Origin of the sequence: Meridianimarinicoccus aquatilis, assembly GCF_004358675.1 — a bacterium.
Classification (GTDB): Bacteria; Pseudomonadota; Alphaproteobacteria; order Rhodobacterales; family Rhodobacteraceae; genus Meridianimarinicoccus; species Meridianimarinicoccus aquatilis.
In genome coordinates this window covers 1-13,515 of sequence record NZ_SMZO01000006.1, presented here as the reverse complement: position 1 = coordinate 13,515, position 13,515 = coordinate 1, and the positions used below count along the sequence as shown (strand labels likewise).

At 60.4% G+C, this 13,515-nt stretch carries 11 protein-coding genes, 1 tRNA gene and 1 pseudogene; 5 read left to right on the top strand and 8 right to left on the bottom strand.

What is annotated here, in order from left to right:
- Window positions 1–47: 47 nt before the first annotated feature.
- Together E2L05_RS03885 and prpE are read left to right on the top strand one after the other, a co-directional pair.
- Window positions 48–2,327 (top strand): NADP-dependent malic enzyme, encoded by a 2,280-nt coding sequence (locus E2L05_RS03885; RefSeq protein ID WP_133341580.1) that lies wholly within the window; start codon window positions 48–50, stop codon window positions 2,325–2,327.
- A gap of 182 nt (window positions 2,328–2,509) precedes the next feature.
- Window positions 2,510–4,417: a propionate-CoA ligase PrpE gene (gene prpE / locus E2L05_RS03880; protein ID WP_133341579.1), complete on the top strand. Its 1,908-nt coding sequence runs from the start codon at window positions 2,510–2,512 to the stop codon at window positions 4,415–4,417.
- A gap of 34 nt (window positions 4,418–4,451) precedes the next feature.
- On the opposite strand, the gene E2L05_RS03875 is transcribed toward prpE, so the two are convergent.
- Complete coding sequence (locus E2L05_RS03875) at window positions 4,452–5,210, bottom strand: NAD kinase (RefSeq protein ID WP_133341578.1); 759 nt, start codon at window positions 5,208–5,210, stop codon at window positions 4,452–4,454.
- A 195-nt stretch (window positions 5,211–5,405) separates the two neighbouring features.
- On the opposite strand from E2L05_RS03875, the gene glyA reads away from it, so the two are divergent.
- Window positions 5,406–6,701, top strand: coding sequence for a serine hydroxymethyltransferase (gene glyA, locus E2L05_RS03870; RefSeq protein ID WP_133341577.1), 1,296 nt, complete (start codon window positions 5,406–5,408; stop codon window positions 6,699–6,701).
- A 70-nt stretch (window positions 6,702–6,771) separates the two neighbouring features.
- On the opposite strand, the gene E2L05_RS03865 is transcribed toward glyA, so the two are convergent.
- Window positions 6,772–7,155 (bottom strand): hypothetical protein, encoded by a 384-nt coding sequence (locus E2L05_RS03865; RefSeq protein ID WP_133341576.1) that lies wholly within the window; start codon window positions 7,153–7,155, stop codon window positions 6,772–6,774.
- 164 nt (window positions 7,156–7,319) lie between these two features.
- Here E2L05_RS03865 and E2L05_RS03860 point away from each other — a divergent pair, with 164 nt between their 5' ends.
- The gene (locus E2L05_RS03860; protein ID WP_133341575.1) at window positions 7,320–8,090 is read left to right on the top strand and encodes an alpha/beta fold hydrolase; all 771 of its coding nucleotides are present in this window, start codon (window positions 7,320–7,322) and stop codon (window positions 8,088–8,090) included.
- Between the two features lie 2 nt (window positions 8,091–8,092).
- Here E2L05_RS03860 and E2L05_RS03855 read toward each other — a convergent pair whose 3' ends face one another.
- Window positions 8,093–8,275: a hypothetical protein gene (locus E2L05_RS03855; protein ID WP_133341574.1), complete on the bottom strand. Its 183-nt coding sequence runs from the start codon at window positions 8,273–8,275 to the stop codon at window positions 8,093–8,095.
- A gap of 168 nt (window positions 8,276–8,443) precedes the next feature.
- Here E2L05_RS03855 and E2L05_RS03850 point away from each other — a divergent pair.
- A tRNA-Arg gene (locus tag E2L05_RS03850) sits at window positions 8,444–8,520 on the top strand.
- Window positions 8,521–8,630: 110 nt separating this feature from the next.
- On the opposite strand, the gene E2L05_RS03845 is transcribed toward E2L05_RS03850, so the two are convergent.
- The 5 genes and pseudogenes from E2L05_RS03845 to tnpA form a co-directional block, all read right to left on the bottom strand.
- Window positions 8,631–10,484 (bottom strand): TniQ family protein, encoded by a 1,854-nt coding sequence (locus tag E2L05_RS03845; protein ID WP_133341573.1) that lies wholly within the window; start codon window positions 10,482–10,484, stop codon window positions 8,631–8,633.
- Window positions 10,485–10,550: 66 nt separating this feature from the next.
- Window positions 10,551–10,865, bottom strand: a pseudogene (locus E2L05_RS03840) (integrase core domain-containing protein); the annotation flags it as partial.
- Window positions 10,866–11,003: 138 nt separating this feature from the next.
- Window positions 11,004–12,641 (bottom strand): IS66 family transposase, encoded by a 1,638-nt coding sequence (gene tnpC / locus E2L05_RS03835; protein ID WP_133341571.1) that lies wholly within the window; start codon window positions 12,639–12,641, stop codon window positions 11,004–11,006.
- A gap of 62 nt (window positions 12,642–12,703) precedes the next feature.
- Window positions 12,704–13,051: an IS66 family insertion sequence element accessory protein TnpB gene (tnpB, locus tag E2L05_RS03830; RefSeq protein ID WP_099828201.1), complete on the bottom strand. Its 348-nt coding sequence runs from the start codon at window positions 13,049–13,051 to the stop codon at window positions 12,704–12,706.
- Complete coding sequence (tnpA, locus tag E2L05_RS03825; protein WP_133340995.1) at window positions 13,048–13,416, bottom strand: IS66-like element accessory protein TnpA; 369 nt, start codon at window positions 13,414–13,416, stop codon at window positions 13,048–13,050. Before tnpA ends, tnpB begins: the two co-directional genes overlap by 4 nt.
- Between the last annotated feature and the right edge of the window lie 99 nt (window positions 13,417–13,515).

The window sequence follows — 13,515 nt, the reverse complement described above, 5'->3', positions numbered from 1 at the left end:
ACCTGTCGTATGGGATACCACAAAGACAAAACCACGGGGAGACGACAATGAGCACGGATGGCGGCGATAGCCTGCGCAACGAAGCCCTTTATTATCACGAATTTCCACGCCCGGGTAAGCTTGAGATACGAGCCACCAAACCCCTTGCGAACGGGCGCGACCTTGCCAGAGCTTATTCACCAGGTGTTGCCGAAGCGTGCACAGAAATCGCCAAAGACCCGCTGACCGCCCGCCGCTACACCTCGCGCGGCAACCTTGTGGCCGTGGTCACCAATGGCTCGGCAGTTCTTGGCCTTGGCAATATTGGCCCGCTGGCGTCCAAACCGGTGATGGAAGGCAAAGCGGTCCTGTTCAAGAAATTTGCGAATATCGACTGTTTCGACATTGAACTGAACGCGGATGACCCCGAACGCCTGGCCGATATCGTGTGCTCCTTGGAACCAACCTTTGGCGCGATCAACCTAGAGGACATCAAAGCGCCTGATTGCTTCATTGTCGAAGAAATTTGCCGCAAGCGCATGAATATCCCCGTGTTCCACGATGACCAGCACGGCACCGCCATCGTCGTCGGCGCAGCGGCAACCAATGCCCTGCGCGTCGCGAAAAAGGACTTTTCCGAGATCAAAGTCGTGTCGACTGGCGGCGGCGCCGCCGGGATTGCCTGCCTGAACATGCTGCTGAAACTTGGCGTTAAACGCGAAAATGTCTGGCTGTGCGACATTCATGGGCTGGTGCACGAAGGGCGCGAGCAGGACATGAACCCGCAAAAGGCCGCTTTCGCCCAAGCGTCGGATCTGCGCACGCTGGATGACGTTATCGATGGCGCCGATCTGTTCCTTGGGTTGTCCGGTCCACGTGTGCTCACCCCGGACATGGTCGGGAAAATGGGCAAGCGCCCGATCATCTTCGCCTTGGCCAATCCAACGCCGGAAATCATGCCCGACGCGGCGCGGGCCGTTGCGCCGGATGCCATCATCGCAACGGGCCGGTCAGATTTCCCCAATCAGGTAAACAACGTTCTGTGCTTCCCGTTCATCTTTCGCGGGGCACTGGATGTTGGCGCATCCGAAATCAACGATGAGATGCAAATCGCCTGCGTCGAAGGTATCGCCGCACTGGCCCGCGCCACAACAAGCGCAGAAGCCGCCGCAGCGTATCAGGGTGAACAACTGTCCTTTGGCGCAGATTACCTGATCCCCAAACCGTTCGATCCACGCCTGATGGGCGTGGTCGCCACTGCCGTGGCAGGTGCAGCCATGAAATCGGGCGTTGCAGAACGTCCGCTTGAAAACCTCGCCCAATACAAGGCGGACCTGGACGGGTCGGTGTTCAAATCAGCTATGATCATGCGCCCTGTCTTCCAAGCTGCATCCAAGGCCAGCCGCCGCATTGTCTTTGCAGAAGGCGAAGATGAACGCGTGTTGCGCGCCGCCCATGCGGTCATCGAGGAAACCACCGAAACGCCGATCCTCATCGGCCGCCCCGATGTCATCGCCACCCGGTGCGAACGCGCCGGGCTGACCATTCGCCCCGATGTCGATTTCGCCGTGGTGAACCCGGAAAACGATCCGCGCTATCGCGATTACTGGGAAACCTATCTGTCCTTGATGGAACGCAGCGGGGTCACACCGGACCTTGCCCGCGCCATCATGCGCACGAACAGCACGGCCATCGGCGCGATCATGGTGCACCGCGAAGAAGCCGACAGCATGATCTGCGGCACCTTTGGTCAGTATCTGTGGCACTTGAACTATGTCACGCAAATCCTTGGAACAAAGTCACTTCAACCCAAGGGCGCCCTGTCCTTGGTGATCGGCGAAGGCGGCCCCCTGTTCATTGCAGACACCCATGTGAACCCGGAACCCACCCCCGAGCAATTGGCCGAAAGCGTGATCGGTTGCGCGCGCCACATGCGCCGCTTCGGCGTGGAACCCGCCATCGCGCTGTGTTCGTCCAGTGAATTTGGCAACCTGAACAACCGATCAGGGCAAACCATGCGCGCCGCGCTTGCCATTCTCGACAGCACGCCGCGTGACTTTGCCTATGAAGGCGAAATGAATGTGGACACTGCCTTGACCCCGGCCCTGCGCGACAGAGTGTTCTCACACTCGCGCTTCACGGGGCCGGCCAATGCGCTTGTCTTTGCCAACTCCGACGCGGCATCCGCTGTGCGCAACACGCTCAAGGCCCGCGCGGGCGGGCTCGAAGTCGGGCCGATCCTGATGGGCATGGGCAACCGCGTCCACATCGCGACGCCAGGCGTCACCGTGCGCGGCCTTCTCAACATGGCTGCAATCGCAGGCACACCGGTCGCCGAATACGGCTGACGGACAACGACATGGGGCGCGGCAAGTTGCGCTGGAACCGACGCCGCGCCCCTATGCCACAACGAACAAACGGGGCCTTGCATGGTCGTTAGCGCCAACCGTGACGTCGAAGCGCAGCACGTTCCACTTGCCTAAATGCAAGCACGTCCCTTAGGTCATGGCAGCGGCGCAGGAGGAATACCGTGGCATACAGTGACATTTACAACGCATGGAAAGCGGATCCGGAAACGTTCTGGATGGAGCAAGCCGGGAAAATCGATTGGGACACTGCGCCAAGCCGCGCCCTGTCTGACGAGAATGCGCCGCTCTACGAATGGTACACCGATGGCATGGTCAACACCTGCTGGAACGCGGTTGACCGTCACGTCGAAGCAGGAAACGGCGATCGCATCGCGATCATCCATGACAGCCCGATCACCCATTCCAAGCACGAAATAACCTATACCGAACTGCGCGACCGTGTGGCGTCTCTGGCCGGTGCGTTGCGGGCAAAGGGCGTCGGCAAGGGCGACCGGGTCATCATCTACATGCCGATGGTTCCCGAAGCATTGGAAGCCATGCTCGCCTGCGGGCGGATCGGCGCAATCCACTCGGTGGTGTTCGGCGGCTTCGCGGCCAACGAACTGGCGGTGCGGATCGACGATGCGCAACCCAAATGCATCATCGCCGCCTCCTGCGGGTTGGAGCCGGGCCGCGTGGTCCATTACAAGCCGCTGCTTGACGGCGCGATTGAAGCGGCCACCCACAAGCCAGAATTCTGCGTTATTTTCCAGCGCGAGCAGGAAGTTGCCAAGCTCGAAGAGGGCCGCGACGTTGACTGGCACGGCTTCCAGTTCGGCGTCGCCCCTGCGGACTGTCTGCCCGTCGAAGGCAACCATCCCGCCTATATCCTCTACACGTCCGGCACCACCGGCGCGCCAAAGGGAGTCATTCGCGCAACCGGCGGGCACCTCGTCGCGCTGGAATGGACAATGACCAACGTCTACGGCGTCAACCCAGGCGAGGTCTTCTGGGCAGCCTCTGACGTGGGCTGGGTCGTTGGCCACAGCTATATCTGCTACGCGCCGCTGGTGCATGGCTGCACAACGATTGTCTTCGAAGGCAAGCCCGTCGGCACCCCTGATGCCGGCACGTTCTGGCGCGTCATACAGGAACATAACGTGTCGGTCTTCTTCACCGCCCCCACGGCCTTCCGCGCGATCAAACGTGAAGACCCCAAAGGCGAATACCTGGCGAAGTACGACCTGTCCTGCCTGCGCGCCCTGTTTCTTGCCGGCGAACGGGCCGACCCCGATACAATCCACTGGGCGCAAGACATGCTGGGCGTGCCGGTCATCGACCACTGGTGGCAAACCGAAACCGGCTATGCCATCGCCGCCAACCCCATCGGGATCGAAGAGCTTCCGGTCAAGATCGGCAGCCCGTCCGTGGCAATGCCCGGCTATGACGTGCAGATCCTTGATGAAGGCGGTCACCAGATGAAACCGGGCGAGCTGGGCGCAATCGCGATCAAACTGCCCCTGCCCCCCGGAACGCTCCCCACCCTGTGGAATGCCGAGGCGCGCTTCCGCAAAAGCTATCTCGAACATTTCCCCGGCTACTATGAAACCGGCGATGCGGGCATGATCGACGAAGACGGCTACCTGTACATCATGGCGCGCACCGATGACGTGATCAACGTGGCCGGGCACCGCCTGTCCACCGGCGGCATGGAAGAGGTGCTCGCCTCTCATCCCGATGTGGCTGAATGTGCGGTGATCGGGGTCGCTGACCAACTCAAAGGGCAACTGCCCATGGGCTTTGTTTGCCTGACCAAAGGGGTCGACCGGCCCGAGGCGGATATCGTCAAGGAATGTGTCACGCTGGTGCGTCAGAAAATTGGCCCCGTCGCCGCGTTCAAACTCTGCGCGGTGGTGGATCGCCTGCCCAAAACACGGTCTGGCAAAATCCTGCGCGGGACGATGGTAAAGCTGGCCGATGGCGAACCGTTCAAACTGCCTGCCACCATCGATGATCCGGCAATCCTGGACGAAATCAAGACAAGCCTTGAGGCCCTCGGGTACGCCAAGGCGCCAGAATCGGCGAACTGATCACACTGCGCCGGGCGGGTCCCTGCCCGGCGCGCTACTCGAACTGTTCGCGCAACAGTCGTTCTTCCAGGCCATGACCGGGATCGAACATCAGCCTGTGCTGTATCTTTGGCTCGCTGCGCACTTCCACCCACAATACATCCCGCACCGACCGGCTGTCTGCATCGGCCATGACGGGGCGCTTTTCGGGATCCAGGACATCAAACCGTACATGGGCGGCTTTCGGCAACAACGCCCCCCGCCACCGACGCGGGCGGAAGGCCGCCATGGCAGTCAACGCCAAAACCTCTGCCCCGATCGGCAAGATCGGACCATGGGCGGAATAGTTATACGCCGTCGACCCGGCAGGCGTGCTGACCAGCGCCCCATCACAAACCAACTCTGGCATCCGTTCACGCCCATCAATGCTGATCTTCAACCGGGCCGCTTGCGGACCAGCCCGCAACAACGACACTTCGTTGATCGCCAAAGCATGATGCACACCGCCGCCCGCCGTCCCGGCGCGCATGGTCAACGGATTGATCACCGTCTCTTCGGCGGCCACCAAACGGTCGTGCAACCCGACGATGGAATACTCGTTCATCAAAAAGCCGATGGTACCGCGGTTCATGCCATAGACCGGCACGGTCAAATGCTCGGTTCCGTGCAAGGTCGAGAGCATGAACCCATCCCCGCCAAGCGCGACAATTACATCTGCGGCTTCCGGGGCGACATGACCATAGATCGCCGACAATTCGCGCCGGGCGCTTTGTGCAACAGGCGACTCGCCAGCCAGAAATGATATCTTTTTCATGCTGTCCAAGCGCCCAGTCCTGCCTTTTGCGACTCTTGACCGGCGCTTGCGACAAAAACAACCCCCTGAAACCGCGCACCAATTCGCAAATGGGACGAAAAGCGTCTTGGAGAGGCCTTTTTTTGCCCACGACAGTGGACTAAACAGCGCCCAAGGCCATTTGCCAGCAAACCCCCACAAGGAAGGTTGACCAGGATGAACGCACCCCATCGTGATACCGGCTTTTTCACCGAAAGCCTGACCAGCCGCGACCCAGAACTCTTCGGCGCGATCACCAGCGAACTTGGTCGCCAGCGCGACGAGATTGAACTGATCGCATCCGAAAACATCGTCAGCCGCGCGGTCATGGAAGCGCAGGGTTCGGTGATGACCAACAAATACGCCGAAGGCTACCCCGGTCGGCGCTACTATGGTGGATGCCAATACGTGGACATCGCCGAAAATCTCGCTATCGAGCGCGCCTGCAAGCTCTTCAACTGCGGCTTCGCAAACGTGCAGCCAAACTCGGGCAGCCAAGCGAACCAAGGTGTGTTCACCGCTCTGCTGCAACCCGGCGACACCATTCTGGGCATGAGCCTTGATGCCGGCGGCCACCTGACCCACGGTGCGCGCCCCAACCAGTCAGGCAAATGGTTCAACGCCGTGCAATACGGCGTACGCAAAGACGATCTTCTGCCAGATTACGATCAGATCGAACGACTGGCGAAAGAGCATCAGCCACAGATGATCATCGCAGGCGGGTCGGCGATCCCTCGCGTTCTTGACCTCAAGCGCTTCCGCGAAATCGCGGACATGGTGGGTGCCTACCTCTTGGTGGACATGGCGCATTTCGCAGGTCTCGTGGCAACGGGGGCCTACCCATCGCCCTTCCCACACGCCCATGTGGCGACCACAACCACACACAAGACCCTGCGCGGCCCGCGTGGCGGCATGATCCTCACCAATGACGAGGCGCTTGCGAAGAAATTCAACTCCGCCATCTTCCCCGGCATTCAGGGCGGACCGCTGATGCACGTGATCGCCGCCAAGGCTGTGGCATTCGGCGAAGCGCTGCGTCCCGAATTCACGACTTACATGGAACAGGTCGTGAAGAACGCCCAGGCCATGTCGGATCAGTTGATCAAAGGTGGGCTTGGCACCGTTACAGGCGGCACAGACACCCACCTGCTGTTGGTGGACCTGCGGCCCAAGGGCGTGAAAGGCAACGCGACTGAAACCGCACTCGGCCGCGCACATATCACCTGCAACAAGAACGGCATCCCCTTCGATACCGAAAAGCCGATGATCACCTCGGGCATCCGGCTTGGCAGCCCGGCGGGCACCACACGCGGCTTTGCCGAAGATGAATTCCGCCAGATCGCGGATTGGATCGTTCAGGTTGTTGACGGGTTGGCCGCCTCAGACGGCGAAGGCAACCCAGACGTGGAAGCCAAGGTAAAGTCCGAAGTGCTGGAACTGTGCGGGCGCTTCCCGATCTACCCGACGCTCTGATCTTCGGATCGTTTGAAACTTTTGCGCGGCGCGGTCCTTCTGGGCTGCGCCGTTTGCGTTTGTGCTTGGCTCAGGTGCCCGGCCCGATCATCCCGCGCCACGCCAGAAACCAGATCAGCACCGCAAAGAACACGACCAGACCAAACGCGATGCCCGCCAGCGTCCCGAGCATCCGATCCTTGCGTTCCTGTTTCGGATCACGCCCCCGCACGGCCCCGCGCAGCGCCCGGTCCGCCCGTTTCATCCGGGCCTTGTCGACCATATGGTAAAGCTTGGGATGCTGCGCCATGGTTTCGGCTTCGACCAGATACCGCGCCTCGCCGCGCAGGCGCCTCGGGATCTCGCGCCCGGCCCGGCGCAGAACGGTATCCAGGGTGTCACCGGGGACATCCAGCTTCTCGCCAAGGTGACGCGCGAGTGCATTGTTGCGCCCGCTGATGCTTTGATCTGTCATCTACAATGTCCCCCGCTCAGGCCCGCGCAACCCTTGGATGCGACTCCTACAGGACTCCTACAATACTCCTACAGAACTCTTACAGTCGAAAATGCGCGGCTTGGGCGCTTGACAGTTTGACAGCCACAGCCGGATAACCCCCTTACCCAGCCGACGGAGACCCCATGCTCGCCACCTATCACCACACCGACGCCGCCGCAGACAGCAGCGCGCGCCCCCTGCTCATCGTGCATGGTCTTTACGGGTCCGGTCGCAACTGGGGCGTTATCGCACGCAACCTGTCCAAGACGCGGCCAGTGGTGACCGTAGACATGCGAAACCATGGCGCAAGCCCTTGGACACAAAGCCATTCTTATCCAGATATGGCAGGCGACCTTACACAGGTCATTCTGGAAAACGGCGGCGAGATGGATGTTCTGGGCCATTCCATGGGCGGCAAGGCAGCCATGTGGCTGGCCCTGACACAACCTGATCTGGTGGCCCGGTTGATCGTCGCCGACATCGCTCCGGTCGCCTATGAGCACAGCCAGCTTCAATACATCAAGGCCATGCGCGCCGTAGACCTTGGCGCGGTCAAGACGCGCTCCGACGCCGACCGGCAACTGCGGCCCGCCATACCAGAACTCGCCATCCGCGCCTTTCTGGTGCAATCCCTTGATGTCGCTGAAAAATGCTGGCGCCTCAATCTCGACACCTTGGAACGCGACATGCCGTTGATCATGACCTTTCCGGAGGCAGACAGCAAAAGCTATACAAAACCAACGCTTTTTCTTGCAGGCGGCGCATCAGACTACGTCCGCCCCGAACACCGCCCAACGATGAAAACGCTGTTCCCAAAGGGACAGTTGGTCAAGATTCCGGGCGCCGCACACTGGCTTCACGCCGAAAAGCCGCGCGACTTCGAAGCCGCCGTCACGACATGGCTGGATAGGTAAATCTATCGGGCGTACAGCTTTTGCGCGATGACATACGACACGGGTAACGCAAGCAATGCCCCAACCGCAGCAGCGACCACAATCCCCTGCAGTCCGTCAAAACCCGCGACAAGGGCGACCACGATCGCACTACCCGCAAGTGTTGTGCCGATCAGTGAGTAAAGAAGCGAAGCAAGGCGTAGCATTGGAAGCACTCCATCAAAATCAAAAAGCCTGCATCTTTCATATGCATTTTTTGGAATTAAACATTGATCCAAGTCAGATTGCCCCGCCTGAGCGGAAAAAAACCTGTCAAAGGGTCAATTCGGCCTTTAGCAGCCTGCGCCGTGCGCATATGAAAAGCGCAGGCGTTTGGCCCCGTAGCTCAACTGGATAGAGCAGCCGACTTCTAATCGGCAGGTTGAGGGTTCGATTCCTTCCGGGGTCGCCATCGCATAATAGGTTGCCTGTCGCTCGGCGCGCAAACGCCGACTTTTTTGCAAAAGTCGGGAATTTGATCGAGGGAAGCTATCCAAGGCTGACCTTTATCTTGAGGTCAGGTCATTGCATGACCGCCGCGACATCCGCCCTCAAATAAACCGCGCCAAAATCCTGTCCATCGGGCGCGAACGGGGAAATCCAGCGGGCGGCAAGAAGGCCTCTCAGGGTATTGCGATGCTGACCCGTCTCGGCGGACAGAGTCGTCAGGGTCACGAAGCGGCGGTGAAACGTCGCCATATCCTCCGGTGCCATCCGGTATTGCGGCCGCCCCGTCCGGGGGTTCACGACCTGATGGGCGGGGACATGCCCAGCGTCGATCATCGCCTGAAACACCCCACCATCACGAAGGCCGACGGAGCGCCCGAATTCCGCCGCGGCCATGCTCCCCGGGATTGCCTCGAGAACCATGTCCCGAACAGCACGGGACGGCGCGGCGATCACTTCCACCTCGGATTTCGGTACGACGATCCCATGGAAGCCGTTCACACCTGCGCGCTGTCCGACGGTAAGACGCTGGTCGCCAATGGCCCGTACGAACTCCGACAAGGGTACGCCGCTGCGCCGACATCCGAGAAGCAGGGTCTCCCATTCCGTGTCATCCTCAGTGACATGGCAGGCTCCGGCGGGTAGCGCCGCCACAAAAGCGACCCCGTCCGAGATGCGCCACGGGTTCTTCACCTTCTCAACCCGGGTCCGGGGGATCAGCAGCCCCTCCTCGGCCAAGGCCATCAGTTCCATCCGCGTAGCCCCCATCGCTGTCCGCATGGCGATCGGCCCGACTAGGGTGGGGATTTCCGCCAGAAGTCCGGCATAGGCCCGGGCATCGAATAGTTTTCGGTTTGGGGGTCGCGGATCATCCGCCGCGATGGCCCCGGCCTCCGCCAGAAAATGCTCCAGAACTTTCGTGCCGATCCCTGTGTCTTTCGACGCCGTCGTGACGGAATGTAAGCGCCTCTCGGGAACCAACTGCCCCAGAACCAACTCGCCGGGCCCTAAGGGCCAGTTTTCGAGAATGCAGTCGCGCAGAATGTCCCGGAACGTGTCAAATCCTGGATCAGTCAAATAGTCGCGGTTCAATGTCTTGTAGAGATGGCTGAAGACTATTGCCGGTTCATCCGAAGCTCCCTTTGCACGACCCGCCATTTGATCAAGGGTGGTCCGGATCGCGGCCTCCCCGGCCACCGCCAAATTGAACCCGGTCGCATGCATCAGGTCTGTCGCCTGACCATCGTCGGTGATAGCCTCTTTCAATAGGGCTTGCCCCAGCAGACGACACATGGTGGTCGCAACGTAGACTGAATGATTTGACAGCCATGTGTCATCCGTTCCTTGTTCCAGCCGCCGATCAAGCCAGAGGTCGTAGGCGGACGGATCCCGTAGCGGCCGGTCTAACGCCCCGGACAGGATATCGGCCTCAATTTCGCGCAGACGAGCGCCAACGTCGAAGCGATCCCGGGGGGCGGTGGCCTGCCAGAGAGGTACCAGCGGGTGGCCGTGACGCACGCAGAGCGTCGCCTCGCGCAATTGCCAATCCCCCCGCATGATCATCGCAGCATGGGCCGCGTCCGTCGCATCGACGGTGTCCTCGCGCAGGCAGAAGGGGCATCCTCGCATGATCGGGTTCCGAAGCGCTCTTGAAACATAGAGCTCGCCTCGGAATTGCATCCGGAAATTCCCCGCCCTGACCCCGGTCCAAGACAACAGCTCAGTCATAACATCTGGGGACAGTTTCGCCCAATCGGCAACCGCTTCGAGCGCCTCCCTATCCTGGTCCAAAAGCCGCTTGAACGGGGCACCCATGTCATAGGCGAGCTCAGGGGCACCCGTGCGCCAGACTGCCGCGAGCCGCGCCAGATAGGAATAGAGTGTCTCCCGCGAGACAGGGGTGGGGCTTGAAATAGGCAGGTTCATCATTGGTGTTTTTTTTGGGGGGGGGTGTGTTGAGCTACTCCCCGATCTTTGGACAGCTTTCCGCGTAGACTAAGCTACTCTCTGCTCCTGCTGTCCGGGTTTGGTTTCATTTTTTCTCCGCCAATTGACCACGGCTGGAGGTTTGCCGCCAAGAGCTGAATGGGGGCGTTTGCGGTTGTAGAACTCGATCCATTTTCCGACGCCGGCCTTTGCCTCTGATCCGGTCTCCAAGGCGTGCAGATAAACGCATTCGTATTTCAGGCTTTGCCAGAGGTGCTCCACCAAGATGTTGTCGAAGAACCGGCCTTTGCCGTCCATCGAGATGCGCACACCGGTTTTGCCCAACCGATCGGTCCACGCAAAAGATGTGAACCGACTGCACTGGACGCCCTTCTAAGAGTCAAGCGGCGATCTGGGACCGATTGATCTGCTTCTGGCGCCGCATGATGATGCCGAAGATATTGCCCGTGATGTACCGTTTGAGGCTGCGAATTGCTGTAACCGCGCCATTGAGACCGCAGCTTATGCGGCTTGACTATCGGTTGTGGATGCCAGCGGCGCCCAATTCCACGGTAATAATTCATCGAGCCTGTTGATTTTGTGATCGTGGATGCGGTCGAGGATGTCGGCGAGATAGGCCTGCGGGTCGAGACCGTTGAGCTTGGCGGTTTCGATGATGGTCATAGCGCGAGCGAGGGTTTCCGCACCGGTATCGGCCCCTGCAAATAGCCAATTTTTCCTTCCAATGCCAATTGGACGCAAGGCGCGCTCGGCGGGATTGTTGTCGATAGCGACGCGGCCATCGGTCAGGAACAGGCTGAAGGCCTCCTGTCGACTGAGGCCATAGCGGAATGCCTTGGCCAGATCGCTTTTGCCCGGAATGCGCAGGAGTTGTTGCTCTGACCAAGCAAAGAAGGCCGTGACCTTTGGTTGGCTCAACTGTTGACGTGCGGCATGGCGGACACCAGCGGGTTGACCGTTAATGTCGCGCTCGATGTCGTAAAGCTTGCCGATCCGGTCGAGCGCCTCGCGGGCAATCTCGGATTTTGTCGAGGTCCAAAAATCATGGAAGTCACGCCGCAGATGGGCCCAACAGGCTGCCTCTCGCAAACGCCGCCCACTATTGGGTTCAGGCTCGTAAAGCTTGGCATAGCCCTTGTAGCCGTCCGCCTGCAGGATGCCGCGGGCATTGGCCAGATGGCTGAGGATGTGCTCTTCCTTCCAGTTCGGTGCGAACCGATAGACCGCACCGGGTGGCGCGGCACCCGCCCATGGGCGCTGATCGCGCACATAGGCCCAGATCCGGCCTTGCTTCACACCTTTGCCAAGCCCTTTGTCTTTCTTGGAGCGGTCCAACACCCGGATCGGCGTATCATCTGCGTGCAGCAAATCGCTGCCCATGATGTCAGCCTCAATGCGCTCGATCAGCGGCGACAGGGCCTTCATGGCGCGGCCACACCAGCCGACCAGCGTGCTTTCGGGGATGTCCGCCCCCATGCGGGCGAAGATCTCGTGCTGGCGATATAACGGAAGGTGGTCGTCGAACTTCGAGACCAGCACATGCGCCAGCAGGTTCGGGCCTGCCATACTGCCCGGGATCGGACGGCTTGGCGCGGGTTCCTGCACGATCCGCTCGCAGCGGCGGCAGGACTTCTTGATCCGGGCGATCTGGATCACCTTCATCTGCGCGGCGATCATGTCGAGGAGTTCGCTGACATCCTCGCCCACCACGCGAAGATCGCCGCCACAGTCAGGGCAGCAGGTGCCGGGGTCCAGTTCACGCCGCTCGCGTGGGGTCGTATCCGAGACCCGTGGTCGGCGGCGCAAAGCGGGTGCATCGGCAGCTTCCGGTGACGGTTCATCCTGCCCTTCGTCGATGGGCGCGTCATCGTTTTCCGCTACGGCGACCAACAGGTCTTCGAGCGCCAGTTCCAGCTGCTCGATTTCGCGCTCGACCTTTTCCGAGGACTTGCCAAAGGCCAGTTTCTGCAACTTGGCGATCCGCAGGCGCAACGCTTGAACCAGTTGATCATGGACACGCAATGTCGCCGACATCTTGGCGTTCTCTGCCTCGATCCGAGCATTTTCTACCTGCAAAGCCGCGATCATCGCCCTCAATTCAGCGGGATCATCAGGCAAATTTTCATCAGGTTTCGACATGCGCCTGACTACCAAAAATCAGGCTATAGCACCATATAAATAAAGCAAATCAGGTCGCAAAATCACCCGACCCGCGCAGGCGGAGCGCCCCAATCGGGACGCCGCCAGTCGATGCCTTCCCAGAGCATCGCGAGCTGTGCAGAGGTCAGCCGCACCGCCCCATCCTTGGCGCTCGGCCAAGGGAAACGCCCCCGCTCAAGCACCTTGTAATAGAGGCAAAACCCCTGACCGTCCCAGTAGAGCAGCTTCAGCCGGTCACCACGCCGTCCCCGGAACGCAAACACCGCCCCACTGGCGGGTTTCTGACGCAGCACATCTTGGGCAAGTGCCGCCAGCCCGGCGATCCCCTTTCGCATATCCGTCACACCGCAGGCCAGATACACGCGAACGCCGGTGCCAGGGCCGATCATGCGGCTTCCACGGCACGGATCAAGGACGTCAGCGCGGCCGGGTCTATCGTGCTATCAAAATGAAGGCGATGGCCGCACCGTAAGCGCAATTCGACTGCAACTGGTGGCGACGTATCAGCTGCCGTAGGCTGCCCCGCCGACACTGGCATATCCAAAGGGTAGAAAAGCGCCCCGGCATTGGGCGTCCACAGGCCCTTCTTCTTGAGATCATGCCGCCAGGCGTAAATCTGTTGCCGCGTAACCTCATGGCGTTGCGCCACCTGCGTCACCGTCGCCCCGTCTATCCCAACCGACATGACAATCTCGAGCTTGTCCTCGTCACGCCAGAAACGCCGTCGCTCGACCCCAAGAATTTCACCACGCATCGATGACCCCGCATAAGACACGTCGTTAACGACGTCGTTAAACACGTATCTTAGATCATCGCCCCAGCGTCAGGCAGGCGGTGCCAATGGTGCGGTTAC

Bases quoted from the DNA above. Each gene is read 5' to 3' on its own strand.
- E2L05_RS03885 (WP_133341580.1), top strand. From the start codon at position 48: ATGAGCACGGATGGCGGCGATAGCCTGCGCAACGAAGCCCTTTATTAT.
- E2L05_RS03875 (WP_133341578.1), bottom strand. From the start codon at position 5,210: ATGAAAAAGATATCATTTCTGGCTGGCGAGTCGCCTGTTGCACAAAGC.
- glyA (WP_133341577.1), top strand. From the start codon at position 5,406: ATGAACGCACCCCATCGTGATACCGGCTTTTTCACCGAAAGCCTGACC.
- E2L05_RS03865 (WP_133341576.1), bottom strand. From the start codon at position 7,155: ATGACAGATCAAAGCATCAGCGGGCGCAACAATGCACTCGCGCGTCAC.
- E2L05_RS03860 (WP_133341575.1), top strand. From the start codon at position 7,320: ATGCTCGCCACCTATCACCACACCGACGCCGCCGCAGACAGCAGCGCG.
- E2L05_RS03855 (WP_133341574.1), bottom strand. From the start codon at position 8,275: ATGCTACGCCTTGCTTCGCTTCTTTACTCACTGATCGGCACAACACTT.
- E2L05_RS03845 (WP_133341573.1), bottom strand. From the start codon at position 10,484: ATGATGAACCTGCCTATTTCAAGCCCCACCCCTGTCTCGCGGGAGACA.
- tnpC (WP_133341571.1), bottom strand. From the start codon at position 12,641: ATGTCGAAACCTGATGAAAATTTGCCTGATGATCCCGCTGAATTGAGG.
- tnpB (WP_099828201.1), bottom strand. From the start codon at position 13,051: ATGATCGGCCCTGGCACCGGCGTTCGCGTGTATCTGGCCTGCGGTGTG.
- tnpA (WP_133340995.1), bottom strand. From the start codon at position 13,416: ATGCGTGGTGAAATTCTTGGGGTCGAGCGACGGCGTTTCTGGCGTGAC.